A 19,884-nucleotide genomic window follows, 5' to 3' on the forward strand; every position below is an offset into this window, starting at 1 on the left:
CGAGTTACCCGCCGGGCTCGCATATGTCATCGTGTAAATAACCGGACACGGTCAGCGAGCTGTCTGGACATGTGTCTGGACTATAATTCGCTTAGCTACATACTGCAACGTAAGTGCCCGGTGACAGCCTAGGCCAGGGTCTATCTTCTCCAGTGATGCACTACGACTGGGAAATGCTCTCCGACGGTGTCTGGCGCTGTCGGCTGCCATTCCTCGACGTCACGGTCGGGCTGGTCCAGGGCGGTAATCGGGTTCTACTGATCGATTGCGGCACAACACTTTCTGAGGCAGCTCACATCGCGCGAGACGTCGGAGTGCTCACCGGTGGCGCGGTGACCGATGTGGTGTTGACGCATCACCATTTCGACCACATTCTCGGTTCGGCCGGCTTCGGTTCGGCCGTCCGGTACGCCCCGGCCGCCGTCGCCGAGGCGATGACCACCCGGATCGGTGTTGTTCGCGAGCACGCCCTGGCGTACGGCGTCGCCCCGGAGCGGTTGGATCAAGCCATCGCCGGAATCCGCGCGCCCGATCACATCGTGACCGCCGCGGACCTGGATCTGGGTGGCCGCGGCGTGCACCTGGAATCGCCCGGGCCCGGCCACACCGACCACGACCTGGTCGTTGTCGTCCCGGCGGCCGCGCCGGCCCAGCGCACCGTCGTCTTCTGCGGCGACTTGGTCGAGGAATCCGCCGACCCGGCGATCGACGCGGGCTCGGACGTGCCCGCGTGGCCGCGCGCCCTGGACCGGGTGTTGGCGCTCGGCGGACCTGATGCGCTCTACGTCCCGGGCCACGGGGCGGTGGTGGACGCGTCGTTCGTGTGCGCACAGCGGGACTGGTTGGCGGCGCGGGCGCAGAACCCGCGGTGACGGTAGCCGTTGACGAAAACCGGAAATTAGGTAAGCCTTTCCTATGCTTCCGATCGATCCCGACGCCGACGCGAGTCGGCGGGCCTGGCTAGCCTGTCCCAACTGCGACCACGGAGCACGGTGTGGTGATTGCCTGGGTGGCCGCAACTGCCGCGCGCACTGGCAATACCTGCTGAGTAACCGGGGCGCTCTGGTCCACCTGCAGTGCCCGACGTGCACGCACCTGTGGTCGGTCGACACCCGGCCCGGCGCCGCCTGACTCACCAGCCGGTGGACAGCACCCGGTCCAGCATGTCGACGAAGAAATCGGCCGATTCGCGGCCGATGCACATCGGGGGCTTGACCTTCAGGACGTTCTGCCGGTCGCCGGTGGGCTGGACGATCACACCGAGTTCGCGCAACCGCTCGCAGATCGCCGCGGTCTCGGAGACCGCGGGCTCCAGCGTGGCGCGGTCGCGGACGAGCTCGACGCCCATGTACAGCCCACTGCCGTGCACGGTGCCGATCAGCTCGTGACGGGTCGCCAGCTCATCGATGCGGGCCTTCAGGTGGTCGCCGATGGTCAGGGCGTTGCGCTGCAGCCCCTCGGATTCCAGTAGGTCGAGCACCGTCAGGCCGACCACACAGGACACCGGGCTGCCCCCGGCCGAGGAGAAGAAGTAGCCCTGGGTGCGGTACCGCTCGGCGATCTCACGCGTGGTGATCACCGCCCCGAGCGGCTGGCCGTTGCCCATCGCCTTGGCGACGGTGACGATGTCGGGCACCACGTCCTGCTGCTGGAAGCTCCAGAACCAGCGGCCGGTGCGGCCGTAACCGACCTGTACTTCGTCGGCGATCGCCAGCCCTCCCGCGGCGCGCACCGCCGAGTAGACGGCTGCGAGGTATCCGTCGGGCAGCGCCATCCCGCCGGCGTTGCCGTAGAACGGCTCACAGATGAAGGCTGCGGGCGGCTTCCCTTGTGCGGTAAGGGATTCGATGATCCCGACAGCCTCAGGGGCGTAGCGCGCAGCATCCGGGCCGCGATACTGCCCGCGGTAGGCGTTGGGCGACGGGACGGTGTGCACCCAGCCGGGCCGAGTAGCGAGCGCGTTCGGGTTGTCGGCCACCGACGTCGACACGGCGTCGGTGGCGTAGGTCCAACCGTGATAGGCCTCGGCCACCGCGACGACGTCATGGCGTCCGGTCGCGGCCATCGCCAGCCGCAGGGCCAGGTCGCCGGCCTCCGAGCCGGAGTTCACCAGGAACACCGTGTCCAGCGGGCCGGGCAGGGTGGCGGCCAGCCGTTCTGAGAGCGCGACCACGGCACCGTAGTTGAACCGTGAATTGGTGTTGAGCCGCCGCCACTGGCGGGCGACGGCGTCGGCGAGCACGGGATGGCCGTGGCCCAGGATGGCGACGTTGTTGACCATGTCCAGGTAGCTGCGGGCGTCGTTGGCCAGCATGTGCTCACGCCAGCCGCGCTCGATGCGGGGTGGGTTGAGGTAGTAGTGCTCCTGGACGGCCGCGAACGAATCCGTGCGACGGCGCCAGAGCGCCTCGCTGTCGTCGGTCGCGGGGGCCACGGGCGGCAGGCCGAGCAGCGCGCTGGGGTCTTCGACCAGGCTCAGCCAACCCGCGGCGTATTCGGCCCGGACGAAGTCGGGGACCGCCGGAGCCGCTGGGCCGGCGACATCAAGCAGCGCCTCCGGCTGCCTGCGCCACTGAATCCACGCGCGGCCCTCGAGGATGCCCAACAGGGTGCCCGCGGACACGGTGTGACCCTGACGCACCGCGTCGCCGATGCGCAGGACACCCCGGACCTCCACCGTCCCGGCGGTGCCGGTCAGGGTGACGGTGTCTCCGGTGGCCGTGTCCACGACACCGTCCCAGGGTGCGGTGATCGGCATCGGCGCACCCGGCCACAGGTCCATGCCGGTGCCGACGGTGGCCGCCGATTGCGGGCTCAGCGGCACCGACCGGGTCAGGCGCGGCTGGCCGAACGTGCTGATGACCGCACCGGCATCACCGGCCAGGGATTCGGCGGCAAGGTCGTCCTCGCAGCCGGCGACCAGCCACCGCCCGGCATCCATCCCATCGGATTCGCTGGACAGGTCCAGTCGCCGCACCGAGGCTGTGGTCAGCCCGTCGATCAGCGGGGCCGCCACCGGCAGCGGCTCGACCGGGTAGGCGGTGCCCAGCGCGGCGCGGATCTGGGCGGTCATGACCTCGGTGGGTACCTCGGTGGCGCGTTCGAAGATCCGCCACTCGTAGTCCAGAGCGCTGGTGGCGTAGACGTTGTCGGCGTCGATCGAGGCCTGGTGCAGGCCGCTGACCACCAGCACCGACGCGCGCAGCACGACCAGCGGCCACAGCGCCTCGATCTCGGCGGGGCTGAGCGGGCGTACGGCGTGAAAGGCGGCGATGGCGGGCAGGGTGGCCGCGGGTTCACCGCCCTCGTGGCGCAGCAACGACGACACCGCGATCGCCAATTCCCCGACGGTCCACGATCGGGTGAGATCGCCCAGGTCGATGATGCCGTCAGGGTTCCGGCCCGTCTCGGCTGAACTGCACACCACGTTGTCGTCGGTGAGGTCGCCGTGGATCACCTGAATCGGCAGATCCTCGCTCAGGTCGGCGACCGTCCGCCAGGCGGCGGCCGCCGCGGACTCGACGGCCGCGCGGCGGCCGATGTCGGTGACGTGACCGGCGAGCACCTCGACCGTGCGCTGGGCATGCCGCAGATCCCATTGCAGGACCCGGTCGACGCCGGGGTGCTCGAACCCGGCCAGCGCACGGGCGGTCCGGCCGGCCAGTGTGCCCAGCGCGGCCACACGGCTGGGGGTGATGTACCGCTCGCCGCTCATGGCGCCGCCGGCCAGGTAGGCGATGATCCGCGCGTAGAGCGTGGTGCCGTCCTCGCCTTGCACTTCGGCGATCGGTGCGGCACCGGCGAACCCGACATTTGTCGCCGCGCGCACGGTCGGCTCGGTCTGGCACAGGTAGGCCGCCGCGGCGTCCTGAGCCTCCAACTCGACGCGGGAGAACGCGGGGTTGGCGATCTTGAGCACCCCGATCGGAGCACCTTCGGCGTTGCTCAGCAGGAAGTTGGCGTCCTGTTGGCTGCCCAGCGCGGTGACCTGGGCGTCGACCCCGAAATGTGTCTCGGCGATCTCGCGGGCCCGCGCCGGGGTGACCGCAGGCACCGGAAGTTCCTCGGCCTGGAAGAAGTCGAACAGTGTCATCTGGCTACGGCGTCCTCATCTGGCGGTTCGGCGTTTCACTGTACTGCCGCCACGACTCGGTAGTACGGCATCGGATCAGCCGATACGGTGGGCAGATGCGGGCGTTGATCGTCGTCGATGTGCAGAACGACTTCTGCGAAGGTGGGTCCCTGGCGGTGACCGGGGCCGGCGCGGTGGTGCGGGCGATCAACGCTCTGTTGGCCGGGGACCACGGCTACGACCACGTGGTGGCGACCAAGGACTACCACGTGAACCCCGGCGAGCATTTCGCCGACCAGCCCGACTACGTCGACTCGTGGCCGCGGCACTGTGTGGCGGGTACCGGCGGTGCCGACTTCCATCCGGAACTGAACACCGAGCCGATCGAGGCGGTCTTCCACAAGGGCGCCTACACCGCCGCCTACAGCGGGTTCGAAGGTGCGAGTGATCACACCTCGCTGACCGATTGGTTGCGCGCCCGCGGGGTCGACGAAGTGGACATCGCCGGAATCGCCACCGACTACTGCGTACGCCAGACCGCGGCCGACGCCAGTCGCGCCGGGTTCAAAACCCGTGTCCTGGTGGATCTCACGGCCGGAGTGGCTCCCGGCACGACCGCAGATGCGTTGGACGAGATGCGCGGTCACGGGATCGAACTGGTTCGCACCGCCTGATGTCAGCACCTCGCTCGGCCCTGGTCGACGCCGTCGACCGCTCCCCGTCGATGGCGGCCGACCACGACCGTGCCGGCTGGGTCGGCTTGTTCACCGACGACGGCCGGGTCGAGGATCCGGTCGGGTCGCGACCGCACATCGGGGCGGTCCAGATCGGGCGGTTCTACGACACGTTCATCGCGCCGCGCCGGATCGTCTTCCATCGCGAGGCCGATATCGTCTCCGAGTCGACGGTCATCAGGGACGTCGTCCTCGAAGTCGGGATGGGCCCGGCGGTGACGATGCGCATCCCCGCGGTGCTGCGCTATGACCTGCGTGACGAGACACCCGGGTGGCGGATCGAACGCCTGCGCGCCTACTGGGAGCTGCCGGCGATGGTGCTGCAGTTCGCGGGCAACGGGCTGGCCGCGGGTCCGCAGGCGCTGGAGCTGGGTCGCGCGCTGATGCGCAATCAGGGTATGCGGGGCGCGCTGGGCTTCGCCACCGGCTTTCGCGGTGCCCGGTTCCGGGGGAAGCGGACGGTGCGGGGCTTCCTGGACGCGATGGCCGCCGGCGACCAGCTGCGCGCGTGGCGATCGCTGGGGCCGGGTGCACTGATCACCCGTGGTGAACGAAACCCGGTGAAATTCGGCGCTTTCAGTGACGAGCTCACCGGAATGTCGTGGACCAAACTGATCGCCGCCGGCTCGTCGGTGACCGTGTCGGTGCGTAGCCCGCGGCCCGCGGTGCTGATCGCCGAACTCGGAGCGGCCGGCGGGGTGATCACTCGGCTCCGCTACTTCGCCGAGTAGTCGGCGGTTCCCGCCGTCCCGAACGCGCGGCAACCTGGAACGGCCTGCTGTGCGCCGGGCACCACGTTGTCAGCCACGGTGATTCGGCCTGCCCGGAATCCTCACCTGAAGGTCGGCCAAGTGGCGCGCGCCCGGGAATTGGGCAACGCGCTGAATGACCTATAATATATAGTATCTATACTGCACAACTCAGAGCCCGGCCCCCGCACGGTGTCGGTCCCTGCCCACGTTGCATCGGGACGGTGTGAATCTGCCGGCATGCCGTCTTTCGATCTAATCGCGTGGAGTCTGGAAGGAGCACTGACTTCGCTATGGGACCTTCGAGGTGGTCGCCTCGTGAGCACGAATTGTTGGCGGTGACCCTGCAGCTTCTGCGCGAACGCGGTTACGAGCGTTTGACCGTCGACGAAGTCGCGGCCACAGCGCGTGCGAGCAAGGCGACGATCTACCGGCGCTGGCCGAGCAAGGCGCAGTTGGTGTTGGCCGCATTCACCGACGGAATCGGCCAGATCGCCGCACCCCCTGACACCGGTAGCTTGCGAAGCGACCTGACCAAACTTGGCGAGTCGTTGTGCCGGTACGCCACAACACGCGCCGATTTGTTCCGGGCAGTGGTCAATGAGCTCCCTCGCAATGCGGGGCTCGACGAGGCGGTGCAACGCGAGTTCTTGGAACGGCCAAGGGCGTTGATGCGCCGTGTTCTGCGCCAGGCTGTCGCGCGAGGTGAGATTGATGCCTGCGCGATCGACGACGATGTACTGGATCTGTTGCCGGGGTATCTGTTCTTTCAGGCGCTGACGAAAGGCCGTAACCCAACGCGCCGCACAGTCAAGGTCGTCGTCGACGGTGTCATTCTGCCCAGCCTCCATTGGTGAGGTGAAGTGCTGGACCATTTCGGCTGCCGGCGCGACGGGAGACAACTCCCGAAGCTTCGCATCGGTGCCGCAATCAAAGACGGAAGCCTAGAGATTCTCGACGGTCTTTTGGTCGACCTCGGCATTTCTGAGGTGTCCGCCAGTAGGCGGGGAGGTTCTGATTCGCCGAAGGTCATGGCGGACTGCCGCGCAACCGATTCCCGCCGCCATCATGATGGAGTCGCACAGCTCGTCTAACTGGATGGGTGGCGGTAACTCCCCATCCGGGCTTCCATGAAGAGCGTCGACCATTAGCGCGACGAATCGTGGCCATACGCGCGGTGCCGCGCCGCCGGTCGCTTCCAGTATGTGGGCGTTGGCGAGCAGCATCACCACGACGTCGACTACGCGGACGTCGGTTCGGAGGCTGCCCTCCCGTTGCGCCCGAGTGACCACCTCGCCGATCTTGTCTAGTACTTCGGCGGTGCGCTGCTCGATGAGTGGACTCGTGAGGAACGCGTTGGGAATTGGGCCCCGCAGCAAGGGTTCAGAGGCTTGCAGCGCGCACAGTTCCAAGATCAGGCAGCGGAAGCCATCCCAGGGGCGCCTCTTGGCCAGTGCCCTGTCAACCGCCTCGACGTAAGACATGATGTTGCGCTCGAAGGCCGCGGTCAACAGGCCGGCACGGTTGGGAAACCGTCGGTACACCGTCGCGATGGCAACGCCGGCGGACTGCGCGACATCCTCCAGCGGCACAGAAGGTCCGTGCTCGGCGAATAGGCGAGCTGCGGCGGCTACGATCCGTTCGCGATTTTGCCGCGCATCGGACCGAAGCGGCCTGCCTTTGCCGTCGCCCGGTTGTGCGTCAGCAATCATCCCGCGCGGCCTGCCCGCGCTGGAATAGTTCGCCGGGCGCCGCCTCCGGTATCGGCAGGTAGTCCGGGCCTACGGGCTCCCACTCGGATCGGCATCATCATTCTGATACTTTATCAGGAATTTCCGGCTGCCGTGTCGGCTGGGCCGCGTCATTGCCGGGCCCCGGCCTGGCTTCGGAACTGAGCGGCCAGAACGAACTACTCGGTGGCGACGATTCCCGGGCCACCCGAGTAACTCCCCTATACCGACCCCACCGAATCGTCTGCGCTCAACGGTGAAATACGGCCGTCCTCACACCAGGGGTTCGGTCAACCCGTGGCGCAGCGCGTACATGCTCGCGCCGATGCGGTTGGATACCCCGATCTTGGCGTAGGTCCGTTCCACGTGATTGCGGGCCGTCTTCTCGCTGATCACCAGCGCGGCGGCGATCTCCTTGTTGGAGGCGCCGCGTGCCACCTGGCACAGCACCTCGATCTCCCGCGGGGTCAACCCGTCGGGTCGGGTCCCGGAACGTCGGGTGCGGTGCCCGGCGGCGTGCAGGACGCCCTCCGCGGCGACTTCGTCGAGCTCCCCGTCGCGGACTCGCTCCCGGACCCGTCGCGCCGCTGCCGCCGGATCCAGAGCGGTGCGGTAAGGCCTTGGCTCCAAGGCTGATTGGTAGGCGACAGCGGCCGCGAGCACTCGGTCGAGCATGCCGAGAGCGGCGCCGGGTAGGTTGCGCGGATAGCCGGTGCCGTTGACGCATTCGTGGTGGTTGCCGGCGACCTGGGCGACCTGCTCGAGCCCGTTGATCCGGCTGAGGATGCGGGTGGTGAGGTACGGGTGCAGGCGCATGCGTTCGAACTCCGCTGCCGACAGCGTGGCCGGCTTGGACCAAATCTGGTTGGACACGCCGATGCGGCCGAGGTCGTGGACATGGCCTGCCCGGCGAACCATGGTGGCCGCCTCGGCCCCCAGTCCGACCGTCTCCGCGGCCTCGCCGGCCAGCTGAGCTACCGCCCGTGAATGGCCAAGTGTGAAAGGACATTTCAGATCCACGAAGTCACCCAGCGCCACCAGCATTTCGTCAAGCGACTGCTGCTGCAGCGGCTCATCGCGATCCGGGGCGCACGACAGCGCGGCCTCCCACGCCTCGCCGGCCGGCGGGCCCGCGAGGATCGCCTCGGCGTCGGCGCGGAAGGCGTCGACCACCTTCGGATCGAAGTGCTGGCCGCTGCGTTCGGTCGCCATCTGAACCGCGGCGCTGACCCCACCCGTCCGGTGGTGCACCTCGGCCATGTCGGCGAGCTGGGCCACCCGCATCTCGATCGGGATGGCATCGCCGCCGACACTGCCCGGTAGCCCGCGTCCGTCGTAGCGTTCGAAGGTGAATCCCAGGGCCTCCTGCACGCCGGATCCCAGGCCCATCCGATCGGCCAGCAGGGCAGCCGAGGTGCAGTGTGAGTGGATCAGCTGGGACATGTTGCCGCGGGCATTGATGAACAGTGTCGCGATGGAGGTCAGTCGCTGCATGAGGGGCTCACCGCGGCCGATATTGGCGGCCAGGAACCGGTAGTAGGGCAGGCCCGCCCAGTCGATCTGATACGAGTCGCGGCGCACGGCGATGTCGTCGCCGAACCAGTGTGCGAATTCATGGGAATCCGCATGGCAGCCGATCCACATGACCAGCGTGGCGTAGTACACGCAATCGCGTTGGTCGCGATCGAGCCCGAGCCGGTCGGCGATGCGGGTGCCGATCAACGCGCTGCGCAGCATGTGCTCGGCGGGCTGACCCAGGCCGAGGTCGATCGCCACCGAGAGGGCGGCCAACAACTCGGCACGGCTCGGTGCCCGAGTCGGGGGACTGCTGGGGATCCTCGGCACTGCCACGCGCTCGATTGTGCTCCCTAACACGCGTTGCGGGGTTCTGTTGCCGCGGTGTGCTGGGCCGGGATGTGACGCCGGGGGTCGAAGCTGTCGAAACGCGCGGTGCCGATCACGCACAAGCCCCGTTGCGGGAGACGGAAATCAGCGAGCCGGCTCTGGGTCGCCAGCGGTGCGACCGTCCCGAGATTGGTGCCGTCGAGGATGGCCCGCGAGCGGCGCACCGCCCAGATCTGGCGCGGAGCCACGCGGAAACCCTGTCCGTTGGGGGCGCTGCCCGCCAGCCTCACCTCACCGGCCCCCAGCAGCGAGCCGGCCACCCGACCGATGCCGGCCAGTAGCGATCTGCTCGCCCAGGCCCATTCGGGCATGGCCCGCCCGACCCGGCTCACCGCCCGGGTAGCCGGCGTGCTGGTCATCTCGACCGTCCAGTCCAGCAACCCGGGAATCGCGATGGTCAGCGACCAGGGGTTCATCCACGACATAGTGATCTGGCACTGGACCGCCGGAACCGTTGTCGCCGAACTGAAATAACGTGAGCAGCTCTGCTCGGCGGGAGTGGTTGAGTAAAAGGTCCACAAACCGGCGGGGTCACGGTGCCACACCGAACGGTAGGCGGGGGAGAACGACGACGCGGGGAAGTCGCGGTACGCCAGGTAGTGGCCGGTGTCGAAGGGCAGGCCCATGATGCCGAAACCGCTGACCCGGTCGTCGGTGCCGGCCAGCAGGGTCGGATGGGCGGCGACGGCACGCGCTGCGCTCTGGGGTGTGCTGATCGTTGTCATGGATCAATGCTGGCGCCGGACACCGGGTCCGGTCATGGGGCGGCTGCCCCAATTCTTCACTGTCGCCGGCGCAGAGTTTCCCAGTCGTGCTCGGCTTCGAGCTGGGCGATCAGGCTGCGGGTGCGTTCCCTGAGCAGCAGTGTCAATCCGAAACCGATGACGATCGCCAGGATCAGGGCGACCCAGGAGAACCGGGACAGCCATTTCTCGGCGGCCAGGCCGAGGTAGTAGACCACCGCGGTAGTGCCGCCCGCCCAGCACAGGGCACCGGATGCGTTGGCGGCCAGGAAGTGCGGGTAGCGCATGTGCAACGCACCGGCCAGCGGGCCGGCGAGGATCCGCAGCAGCGCGATGAAGCGTCCGAAGAACACCGCCCACACACCCCACCGGGCGAACAGCTGCTTGGCCAAGGCGACGTGGCCCGGGCCGAAGTGTTTCGGAAACCGCTTGCCGAGCCGCTCGAACAGTCCCATCCCGAACCGCCGGCCGATGGTGTACCCGATCGTGTCACCGATGATCGCCCCGATGGTGGCGGCGGCGCCGACCCAGACCGGGTCGATGTCGAGGGTGTGCCGCGAGGCCAGCAGCGCGGCACTCACCAGCGCGATCTCACCCGGCAGCGGGATGCCCAGGCTTTCGATGCCGATGATCAGCCCGACGACCAGGTACACCGCCAGCGGTGGGATGGATTCCAGTATCGAGTCGACCGTCACCCGCCAAGGATGCCGTATCGACGCCCACTACCGACGCGAACCGGAGGGTTCGCGTGTCGGGTTCAACCTTCCCGCTTGCGCCGGTACATCGTTCCTGCAGCCAGCAGGATCAAGCTGACCACCAGGATCATGGTGGCAAGCACGTTGATCTGAGGGGGCACAGCGGCTTTCACCGCCGCGTTGACGTACAGCGGGTAGGTCACCGTCGAACCGCTGACGAAGTAGGTGATGATGAAGTCATCCAACGACAGCGCGAACGACAACATGGCGGCAGCGACAATGCCCGGCACGATCAGCGGCAGCGTCACCTTGAAGAAGGTTCGGGCCGGACCCGAACCCAGATCCAGTGAGGCGTCCTCGAGTGTCCAGTCGAACCCGCGGATCCGGGCCCGGACGGTCATTGCGATGAAGCTGACCTCAAAGGCCACGTGCGCGATCAGGATCGTCACGAAGCCGGTGGGCCAGTTGAGGTCCAGGAACAGGGTCAGCAGCGAAGCACCCATGACGACCTCGGGCGAGGTCAGCGGAAGCACCAGGAAGGTGTCTACCGCGGTGCGGCCCCGAAACCGTTGCCGGACAAGGGCGACGGCCACCAGCGTGCCGAGGACGGTGGCGATCGCCGTCGATACCGCCGCGACTTCCAGGCTCAGCTTCAACGCGTTGGCCAGTGCGGGGTACTTGAACGGGTGGGCCCAGTTGTCCAGGGTGAAGCCCTGCCAGGTGTAGTTGAACTTCCCGGCCGGGTTGTTGAACGAGAAGACGATGATCACCAGAATCGGCAGGAACAGGTAGAACAACACCAGCCCGGCGATGATGCGCAGCGCCAGATCCCCGAGCTTGAACGTGCCCCGGAAGTTGCGGCCCGGCTTGGCGAGTCCGCCGTGGTCGATCGTTTGGGCGATCGCGGCACTGGCTTCGGTCGTCATGCGCGATCCGCCTTCGCTTCTCGCTGGGTCGTCATACCAGGTCCTCCGTACCGAGCGCCCGGGTGTAGATCAGCACACCGACCAGGATGAGCGCCATCAGCACGAAGCTCAGCGCCGCGGCGGCGGGGTAGTCCTTGACCACCAGGAACTGCTTCTGGATGACGTTGCCGATCATGGTGTTCTGGGTACTGCCCAGATAGTTCACGTTGATGAAGTCGCCGACGGAGGGAATGAACACCAACATGCTGCCGGCCAGCACGCCGGGCATCGCCAACGGCAGGATCACCTTGCCGAACATCCTGCGGTTCGTCGCGTAAAGGTCTCGGGAGGCTTCCAGGAGGCGGGAGTCGATCTTCTCCAGACTGACGTAGAGCGGCAGGATCATGAAGACGATCCAGTTATAGGTCAGGCCGCCGATCACACCCCAGCTCGTCGACAGCAGCCGGCCCTCCGATGGCAGCAGATGGACCGCGTTGAGGGCGCTGACCACCCAGCCGTCGTCGGCGAGGATGGTTTTCCATGCCAGTGTGCGGATCAGGAACGTGACGAAGAACGGCAGGATCACCAGCCCCAGAAGCAGGTTCTTGAACCGACCCGCCTTGAACGCGATCACATAGGCCAACGGGAACGCCAGTAGTGCGCACAGCACCGTGGCGACCAGCGCGTAGCCGAACGAGCGCAAGATCTGTTCGCGATACTCGGTCAACGCCTGGCCGTAGTTGCTGAAGTCCCAGGCGAACGTCAGCGTCGGCAGGTAGACCGAGCCTTCCATCTTCGACAGGGAGGTCCGGAACAGCGAGACGAACGGCACCACGTAGAAGACGACGAGATAGGCAAGCGCGGGCAGGATCATCAGATACGGAGCGACCTTGCTCCGCTGCCGGTTGCTACTGGCTACACCGGCCATCGGATCAGGCGCCGGTGACGGCGGCGTAGGCGGTGTTGAACTGCTGAGTCTGCTCGTCGGTGAGAGCCGGCCACGACTTCAGCTTGTCCAGCGTCTCCTTCGACGGGTTGACCAGCGGATTGGCCGCCAGGCCCTTGTCGAGCTTGTTGAGTTCGTCGGTCATGTCCGACAGCACCGGAACGTACATGACGAACTGGATCAGCTTGGCGTAGTTGGGCCGGTCGTAGACGTAGTTGATCCACTCCTCGGCGGCCTTCTGGTTCTCGGTGGTGTAGGGGATCACCATCGTGTCGACGAACGTCGTGCCACCGGCTTCGGGAACGATGAAGTGCAGATCGGGGTTGTCGGCCTGAAGCTGCACCACGTCGCCGGAGTAGGCCTGGGCGATGGCGACGTTGCCGGCGGCGAGGTCGTCGGCGTAGTCGTTGCCGGTGAACCGGCGGACCTGGCCCTTGTCCTTCTGCTCCTTGACCAGGTCGATGGCCTTCTGCACACCCTCCATCGTCGGGTCCTCCACCGAGCTGCCCTGCGAGAGCATGATCATGCCCAACCCGTCCTGCGTATCGCTGAACAGGCTGACCTTGCCCTTGTAAGCGGGATCCCACAGGTCTTCGATCTTGGTGATGTCACGCCCGGTCGCGGCCTTGTTGTAGGCGAGGCCGACCATGCCCGACATGTAGGGTGCGCTGAATTTGCGGCCCGGGTCGACCTTGGCGTCGAGCAGGTCGGGACGCATGTTCTTCTTATTCGTCCACCGGCTTTCGCTGATTCCGTTGAGCCAGCCGAGGCCGTTGAGCCGGGCGGCCATGAACTGGGTGGGCACCACGAGGTCGGCGCCGATGTCCTGCTTACGCGACAGCGGCTCCTTGTTCTTGGCGAACCATTCCTCGTTGTCGTTGAAGTCTTCCTTGTAGTCCACGGTCAGTCCGGTCGCCGTCTGGAACGCCGCGACGAAACCGTCGGCCATATACAGCGGCCAGTTCGAGATCCGCAGCTTCCCGGTGGCCGGCGAGCCGTCGTCGGAGGGGGTGGCCGGACCACTTGAACTACTCGAGTTGTCGGACTTTCCGCATGCGGCGAGGAAGGACGGTCCCAGGACCAATGCGGCCGCGGCGGCGGCGCCGCCGCCGATGAACCGGCGTCGGGAGGACAGCGAAGCGAACATCCGGGGGTCGATCTCTGTGGCCATGTGCCGTGGTGCCTTTCGTTGGGGGGAAGGTTCGGAGGTCAAGGGTCGGGCAGGTCGCGGGCAGGTCTACGTCAATCGGCTAGGAGTCGTCGAGCATCTCTTCGAGGTCTTCGGTCGTGGGGATGTCGGGCGCCGGCAGCACCAGCGACGCGTCGGGGGACCAGCCGATGTGGACGTCGTCGCCCGGACGCAGCAGCGGCAGGTTCTGTTCGGGTCCGACGTGGGCCACGATCGGGGAACCGTCGGCGGCGGTCATCGACAGCCGCAGCACCGGTCCCTGGAACGTGAGGTCGACAACCTTGGCGCCGACGCTCACCTGCCCGGTTTCGGCGCCTGGCGGGGCCATCGACACCCGCAAGCGCTCGGGGCGGACCATCAACGTGGCTTGACCGCCGGGTTCGATGGTGGTGTCGCCGGGCCGGGCTTTGAGTGTGCTGCCCAGCACCTCGACCTCGACGTAGTCGCGGTTGGCGCGGCCGGTCTGGCGGCCGTGCCACAGGTTGGCCTGCCCGATGAAGCCGGCCACGAATACCGTCGCGGGGCGGTCGTAGATCTCGGTCGGCGTGCCGATCTGCTCGACATTGCCCTGGTTCATGACCGCGATCCGGTCGCTCATGGTGAGCGCTTCTTCCTGGTCGTGGGTCACGTAGACGAACGTGATACCGACTTCGCGCTGGATGCGCTTGAGCTCGAATTGCATGACGTGGCGCAACTTGAGGTCCAGCGCACCCAGCGGCTCGTCGAGCAGCAGGGCGCTGGGGTAGTTGACCAACGCCCGGGCCAGCGCGACACGCTGCTGCTGGCCGCCGGAGAGCTGGGCGGGCTTGCGTTGGGCGAAGTCGACCAGGCGGACCACCTCGAGCATCTCGTCGACGCTCTTCTTGACGGCGGCCTTCTCCTTCTTCTGGCTGCGCGGTCCGTAGGCGATGTTGTCCCAGACCGTCATGTGCGGGAAGAGCGCGTAGTGCTGGAAGACGGTGTTGACGTTGCGTTTGTGTGGCGGCACCCGCGACACGTCGACGCCCTCGAGTCGGATGGCGCCCTCGGTGGGCTGTTCGAATCCCGCGATCATGCGCAGGGTGGTGGTCTTTCCGCAGCCGGACGGTCCGAGCATCGAGAAGAACTCGCCCGCGCCGATGGTGAAGTCGGCGTCGGTGACGGCGACGTAGTCCTCGAAGCGTTTGACGACGTGGTCGATCTCAATGACCGGCGCGCCGGGGGTGTGGGTGGATCCGGTGGTGCCGGTGGTCTGCTGGGTGGCGGTGGCGCCGGTCTCGGTCAGGGCCCGTCTCCTTATGTCCCGCGGGCCGACCACCAGTGCGACCTGTCGACCCCGCTCCTAAACGATTGCGGATTTGCGTGCTCTTCGCAACCGATTCCGCAACGAAATATGAATTCTTCGATGGAATCGCTCGTCCGAGCCGGGGAGGGGGCACGGCTTTCGATGGAACGGCACCGCCCCACCGTGGTGTCGATGGGTCGGATCTTAACTCCACTCAGGCGGTCGTGAGCCCTCGTGCGATAACCAGCCGCTGGATTTGGTTGGTCCCCTCGAAGATCTGGGTGATCTTGGCTTCACGCATGTAGCGCTCGACCCGGTAGTCGCGGGTGTAGCCGATGCCGCCCAGTACCTGGACGGCATCGGTGGTCACCTTCATCGCGGCGTCGGTGGCCACCAGCTTTGCCACGCTGGCCTGCTGGGAGTAGGGCCGGCCGGCATCACGACGCCGCGCGGCGTCTATATAGGTGGCCCGCGCACCGGCCACGGCGGCGGCCATGTCGGCGAGGAGGAAACCCAGCCCTTGATGGTCGATGATCTTGCGGCCGAAGGTTGTTCGTTGGTTGGCGTAGGCGCAGGCTTCGTCCAGGGCGGCTTGGGCGATACCGACGGCGACCGCGGCGATGCCCAGCCGGCCCGAGTCCAGCGCACTGAACGCGATCTGCAGGCCCTGGCCCTCGGCCCCGATCCGGCGCTCGGCGTCGACCACGGCGTTGTCGTAGAACGCCGTCGTGGTCGGGACGGCGGCCAGGCCCATCTTCTCCTCGGGCTTGCCGAAGCTCAGTCCGGGTAGATCCGCCGGAATCAGGAAGCAGGTGATACCTCCCCGAACTTTCCCCGGGTCGCTTCGCTCCTGCCCTCCGGAACCTTCTCCGGTGCGGGCGAACAAGGTGTAGAAATCGGCCCGCCCACCGTGGGTGATCCAAGCCTTCGACCCGTTGATGACGTAGCCAGAGACCCCGTCGGCGGCGACGGGCACAGCGGCGCAGCGCAGCGCCGCGGCATCCGAACCGGCCTGTGGCTCGGACAGGCTGTACGCGCCGATCTGCTCACCCGACAGCATGCCCGGCAACCAGCGCTCCCGTTGCTCGTCGGTGCCGAACGTCAGCAGGGGATGACACGACAGGCTGTGCACACTGACCGCCACCGCCACGGCGGCCCACCGGGCCGCGATCTCCTCGAGAACCTGCAGATAGACCTCGAACGGCTGACCGCCCCCGCCCCATTCCACGGGCTGCGGCAGGCTCAGCAGCCCGGCCGCCCCGAGCTGGGCGAACACACCCTCGGGATAGGTCTCGGCGCGCTCGTGCTCGTCGACGATCGGGTCGAGGATCCGCTCGCCGATATCGCGGGTCAGCGCGATGAGATCGGCGGCATCCCGATCAGGCAGCAGTCGGTCGACGGGCATGGGCAGCCTCTCGAATCGGTACTGGATAATACTAGAAATAGTACTGACTTACGCCTGCCAGTACTATCAGATGGGTGGCCACCCGCACCTCTGCGGCGTTCGGAACCCGGCGCCGCGGCGAGTTGTTCGACGCTTTACTGGCATTGTTCCTGCGTGAGGGTTTCGCGCACCTGACCCTCGATGACATCGCCGCTCGACTGCGTTGTTCGAAGGGCACGCTGTATCGGTTGGCCAGCAGCAAGGAGCAGTTGGTGCATGCCGTCACCGTCCACTTCTTCCGGCGTGCGACCGACGACGTCGAACGCCGGGTTGCCCCGGTCGATGGGGCACGCGCGCGGATCACCGCCTACCTCACCGCCGTCGGCGCCGCACTCGAGGCCGCGTCCGATCAGTTCATGGCCGATCTGGACGCAAACGCGGCGGCCCGGGCGGTCTACGAACAGAACACCGCCATCGCCGCGCGGCGGGTCGGTGAATTGATCGGCGAAGGGGTCGCGACCGAAGAATTCCGCGATGTACACGCGGCCTTCGCCGCAGACCTGGCCGCGGCGATGATGGTGCGGATCCAACAGGGGACCGTGCGGACCACCACGGGCCTCGACGACGCGTCGGCCTATCGCGAACTCGCCGCCATCCTGACCGCCGGGATCAACGCCTGACTCACATGTGGGCGCCGCCGTCGATGCGGACCTCGGTGCCGGAAACGAAGTAGGCGTCCGGGCTGCCCAGCATCGCCACGACATTCGCTACCGCATCCGGCTTGGCGAAGATCTCGCCTTTGGGCAGGGGCAGCAACGGTGCGACCCGGCCGAACAGGCTGTAGTCGACATCCTTGGGTAGGCCGGGACCGACGCTCTGCTTCGACTGGCCGGTTCCGTCGGTCATGCCCGACGATATGGAGCCGGGCTGCACGGAGTTGAAACGGATGCCGTCCTTGGCGAACTCGGCCGCCAGGGCGTGCGTCATGGCTTGCACACCGCCCTTCGATGCCGCGTAGGCCGACATGTAGGGATGAGCGAAGGCGGCCGACGTCGAGCTGAAGTTCACCACTGCCGGGGCGATACCGGCGCGTAGGGCGGGGACCGCTTCCCGGGTTACCAGGAAGGTGCCGACCAGGTTGACTCGGAGGACTTGTTCGAACGCGGCCAATGTGGTGTCGAGCAGGTGGTCCGAACGCAGGATGCCCGCCACGTTGACGAGGGTGTCAAGGCCGCCGAGGGTGGAGATCGCTTCACCGACACCGGTTTTCACTGACTCTTCTTTGCTGACGTCGATGACCACCGTGGTCAGCCGGCCAGCCGCCTCGGCAGCCTTTGCTGCGGTGTCCTTCAGGCCGGACTCGCTGATGTCGGCGGCCACCACGCGGCCGCCCTCGTCGAGAATTCGCAACACGCAGGCCTGACCGATGCCGGAGCCACCGCCGGTGATCAGCACGCGACGATCGGTGTAACGCTGCGGGGTCGCCATGACGGATCAGCTCCTGTGTCGGACGGGGTGGCCTCGATCATCGTCGGCCGTGATCGGCGGCGGGCGAGAAGGATCCCGCTGACCGGGAATGGCCCGGTATCCTCGAGGCGCGCCGTCCACTCTTCCACCCGTGCGGGTCGAATCCGGAATCCTGGTTCTCCCAATCGAGTCGACGATGCAGCCGCGGGAGAAGGCGAGACATTCGAGCCCCAGTCGTCTCGGAACTATGAGCGAAATCGACGGGACCGTCAGACCCAGGTCTCGATTGCCGAGATTCGCTACCGCGCGGGCGGTAAGTGCACTAATCTGCGTTGGCGTCGTTGAAACACGTTCCAGTTTTGGACCGGTTTGTGCCATGGCGCTGCGGCGATGACCACGACGACGTTGGAGGTTGACGAACACAGCCATGACGAATCGCACATCAGATCGTTGGTCGCCGGGCATCGCTCTGAACGGTGTGTCGGGTCCGATGCAGGCTATTGGTGGACTGTTTGCGATGTCGGCGGATGCGGTGCGGTTTGTGTTTCGGAAGCCGTTTCAGTGGCGGGAGTTTTTGGAGCAGTCGTGGTTTGTGGCGCGGGTGTCGTTGGCGCCGACGTTGTTGGTGGCGATTCCGTTTACGGTGTTGGTCAGCTTTACGTTGAATATTTTGTTGCGGGAGTTGGGGGCTGCGGATCTGTCGGGGGCCGGTGCTGCGTTTGGTGCGGTGACGCAGGTGGGTCCGTTGGTGACGGTGTTGATTGTGGCGGGTGCCGGCGCCACGGCGATGTGTGCGGATTTGGGGTCGCGCACGATTCGTGAAGAGATCGATGCGATGGAAGTGCTGGGGATTAATCCGGTGCAGCGGTTGGTGACGCCGCGGATGTTGGCCTCGGGTCTGGTGGCGTTGTTGCTGAACAGCTTGGTGGTGATCATCGGGATTTTGGGTGGGTATGTGTTCTCGGTGTTTGTTCAGGATGTGAATCCTGGCGCGTTCGCGGCGGGGATCACGTTGTTGACCGGGGTGCCTGAGGTGATCATCTCGTGTGTGAAGGCGGCCCTGTTCGGGTTGATCGCTGGCTTGGTGGCCTGTTATCGGGGGTTGACGATCACCGGGGGTGGGGCCAAGGCGGTGGGCAACGCGGTCAACGAGACGGTGGTGTATGCGTTCATGGCGTTGTTCGTGGTGAATGTGGTGGTGACCGCGATTGGTATCCGGATGAGCGCACGGTAGGCCGGGGATGGCGTCGTTGCAGGGTGTGTATCCGCGGATTGCGCGTCAGGTGCGTCGTCCGTTGGGGACGTTTTCCCGTATTGGTGATCACACGATTTTTTATGGTCGGGCGATTGCGGGGACGCCGCATGCGGCGATCCATTTCCGTAAGGAGATCATTCGGCTGATCGCGGAGATCAGCATGGGGGCGGGCACGTTGGCGATGATCGGCGGCACCGTGGTGATCGTCGGGTTTTTGACGTTGGCTGCGGGTGGGACGTTGGCGGTGCAGGGGTATTCCTCGTTGGGCAATATCGGGATCGAAGCCCTCACTGGATTCCTTGCGGCGTTTATCAATGTGCGGATTTCTGCGCCGGTGGTGGCTGGGATCGGGTTGGCGGCCACGTTCGGGGCGGGGGTGACCGCGCAGTTGGGGGCGATGCGGATCAATGAGGAGATCGACGCTTTGGAGTCGATGGGCATCCCGCCGGTCGAATACCTGGTCAGTACCCGGATTGTGGCGGGGATGGTGGCGATCACCCCGTTGTATTCGATTGCGGTGATCTTGTCGTTTGTGGCCAGCCAGTTCACCACGGTGGTGTTGTTCGGCCAGTCGGGGGGGCTCTATGACCATTACTTCAACACCTTCCTCAACCCGATCGATTTGTTGTGGAGCTTTTTGCAGGCGGTGTTGATGGCGATCACGATCCTGTTGATCCACACCTACTTCGGCTATTTCGCCACCGGCGGCCCCTCCGGAGTCGGTGTCGCGGTGGGCAACGCGGTACGGACCTCACTGATCGTGGTCGTCTCGGTCACCCTGCTGGTCTCACTGGCCATCTACGGATCCAACGGCAACTTCAACCTGTCCGGATAGCCGAGGAACCC

General features: G+C 66.3%; 18 protein-coding genes. 7 read left to right on the forward strand and 11 right to left on the reverse strand.

The features are described 5' to 3' along the window. Positions 1-155: 155 nt before the first annotated feature. A complete protein-coding gene (locus ORI27_RS22040) occupies positions 156-872 on the forward strand; it encodes an MBL fold metallo-hydrolase (RefSeq protein WP_265999168.1) in 717 nt (238 codons plus the stop codon). A gap of 260 nt (positions 873-1,132) precedes the next feature. Here ORI27_RS22040 and ORI27_RS22045 read toward each other — a convergent pair whose 3' ends face one another. After that, the gene (locus ORI27_RS22045; RefSeq protein ID WP_265999166.1) at positions 1,133-4,093 is read right to left on the reverse strand and encodes an aminotransferase; all 2,961 of its coding nucleotides are present in this window, start codon (positions 4,091-4,093) and stop codon (positions 1,133-1,135) included. Positions 4,094-4,188: 95 nt separating this feature from the next. Here ORI27_RS22045 and ORI27_RS22050 point away from each other — a divergent pair, with 95 nt between their 5' ends. The 3 genes from ORI27_RS22050 (at position 4,189) to ORI27_RS22060 (ending at position 6,412) form a co-directional block, all read left to right on the forward strand. Further along, entirely contained in the window at positions 4,189-4,746 is a 558-nt protein-coding gene (locus tag ORI27_RS22050; protein ID WP_265999221.1) for a nicotinamidase, read from the forward strand. Further along, a complete protein-coding gene (locus ORI27_RS22055) occupies positions 4,746-5,537 on the forward strand; it encodes a ketosteroid isomerase family protein (protein ID WP_265999165.1) in 792 nt (263 codons plus the stop codon). The genes ORI27_RS22050 and ORI27_RS22055 overlap by 1 nt, the downstream gene beginning before the upstream one ends. A gap of 311 nt (positions 5,538-5,848) precedes the next feature. Beyond that, positions 5,849-6,412 carry a TetR/AcrR family transcriptional regulator gene (locus ORI27_RS22060; RefSeq protein ID WP_265999163.1) on the forward strand — a complete coding sequence of 188 codons (564 nt, stop codon included), beginning with the start codon at positions 5,849-5,851 and terminating at the stop codon, positions 6,410-6,412. A gap of 87 nt (positions 6,413-6,499) precedes the next feature. Here the strand turns inward: ORI27_RS22060 and ORI27_RS22065 are convergent, their stop codons facing one another. The 9 genes from ORI27_RS22065 to ORI27_RS22105 form a co-directional block, all read right to left on the reverse strand. Further along, entirely contained in the window at positions 6,500-7,147 is a 648-nt protein-coding gene (locus ORI27_RS22065) for a TetR/AcrR family transcriptional regulator (protein ID WP_407666390.1), read from the reverse strand. A 411-nt stretch (positions 7,148-7,558) separates the two neighbouring features. Further along, positions 7,559-9,130 (reverse strand): HD domain-containing phosphohydrolase, encoded by a 1,572-nt coding sequence (locus ORI27_RS22070; protein ID WP_265999219.1) that lies wholly within the window; start codon positions 9,128-9,130, stop codon positions 7,559-7,561. A 23-nt stretch (positions 9,131-9,153) separates the two neighbouring features. Next, positions 9,154-9,915 carry a hypothetical protein gene (locus tag ORI27_RS22075; protein WP_265999162.1) on the reverse strand — a complete coding sequence of 254 codons (762 nt, stop codon included), beginning with the start codon at positions 9,913-9,915 and terminating at the stop codon, positions 9,154-9,156. A gap of 56 nt (positions 9,916-9,971) precedes the next feature. Next, positions 9,972-10,628 (reverse strand): DedA family protein, encoded by a 657-nt coding sequence (locus tag ORI27_RS22080; RefSeq protein WP_265999161.1) that lies wholly within the window; start codon positions 10,626-10,628, stop codon positions 9,972-9,974. A gap of 62 nt (positions 10,629-10,690) precedes the next feature. Further along, the gene (locus ORI27_RS22085; RefSeq protein ID WP_265999160.1) at positions 10,691-11,554 is read right to left on the reverse strand and encodes an ABC transporter permease; all 864 of its coding nucleotides are present in this window, start codon (positions 11,552-11,554) and stop codon (positions 10,691-10,693) included. Positions 11,555-11,585: 31 nt separating this feature from the next. Continuing rightward, positions 11,586-12,461 (reverse strand): ABC transporter permease, encoded by an 876-nt coding sequence (locus ORI27_RS22090; protein WP_265999159.1) that lies wholly within the window; start codon positions 12,459-12,461, stop codon positions 11,586-11,588. A 4-nt stretch (positions 12,462-12,465) separates the two neighbouring features. Further along, on the reverse strand, positions 12,466-13,650 hold the full coding sequence (locus tag ORI27_RS22095) for a polyamine ABC transporter substrate-binding protein (protein WP_265999158.1): 1,185 nt from the start codon (positions 13,648-13,650) through the stop codon (positions 12,466-12,468). 79 nt (positions 13,651-13,729) lie between these two features. Continuing rightward, positions 13,730-14,854 (reverse strand): ABC transporter ATP-binding protein, encoded by a 1,125-nt coding sequence (locus ORI27_RS22100; protein ID WP_265999218.1) that lies wholly within the window; start codon positions 14,852-14,854, stop codon positions 13,730-13,732. Between the two features lie 292 nt (positions 14,855-15,146). Continuing rightward, entirely contained in the window at positions 15,147-16,337 is a 1,191-nt protein-coding gene (locus ORI27_RS22105) for an acyl-CoA dehydrogenase family protein (protein WP_265999157.1), read from the reverse strand. A gap of 74 nt (positions 16,338-16,411) precedes the next feature. Between ORI27_RS22105 and ORI27_RS22110 the strand changes: the two genes are divergently transcribed. Then, positions 16,412-16,996, forward strand: coding sequence for a TetR/AcrR family transcriptional regulator (locus ORI27_RS22110; RefSeq protein ID WP_265999156.1), 585 nt, complete (start codon positions 16,412-16,414; stop codon positions 16,994-16,996). A gap of 1 nt (position 16,997) precedes the next feature. Here ORI27_RS22110 and ORI27_RS22115 read toward each other — a convergent pair whose 3' ends face one another. Beyond that, entirely contained in the window at positions 16,998-17,804 is an 807-nt protein-coding gene (locus ORI27_RS22115; RefSeq protein WP_265999155.1) for an SDR family NAD(P)-dependent oxidoreductase, read from the reverse strand. A 406-nt stretch (positions 17,805-18,210) separates the two neighbouring features. On the opposite strand from ORI27_RS22115, the gene ORI27_RS22120 reads away from it, so the two are divergent. Both ORI27_RS22120 and ORI27_RS22125 read left to right on the forward strand, forming a co-directional pair. Continuing rightward, positions 18,211-19,017, forward strand: a complete 807-nt coding sequence (locus ORI27_RS22120; RefSeq protein ID WP_096312863.1) for an MlaE family ABC transporter permease — start codon at positions 18,211-18,213, stop codon at positions 19,015-19,017. Between the two features lie 7 nt (positions 19,018-19,024). Beyond that, positions 19,025-19,873, forward strand: coding sequence for an MlaE family ABC transporter permease (locus tag ORI27_RS22125; protein WP_265997700.1), 849 nt, complete (start codon positions 19,025-19,027; stop codon positions 19,871-19,873). Positions 19,874-19,884: the final 11 nt, after the last annotated feature.

It is taken from the genome of Mycobacterium pinniadriaticum (assembly GCF_026242045.1).
Lineage (GTDB): Bacteria > Actinomycetota > Actinomycetes > Mycobacteriales > Mycobacteriaceae > Mycobacterium > Mycobacterium pinniadriaticum.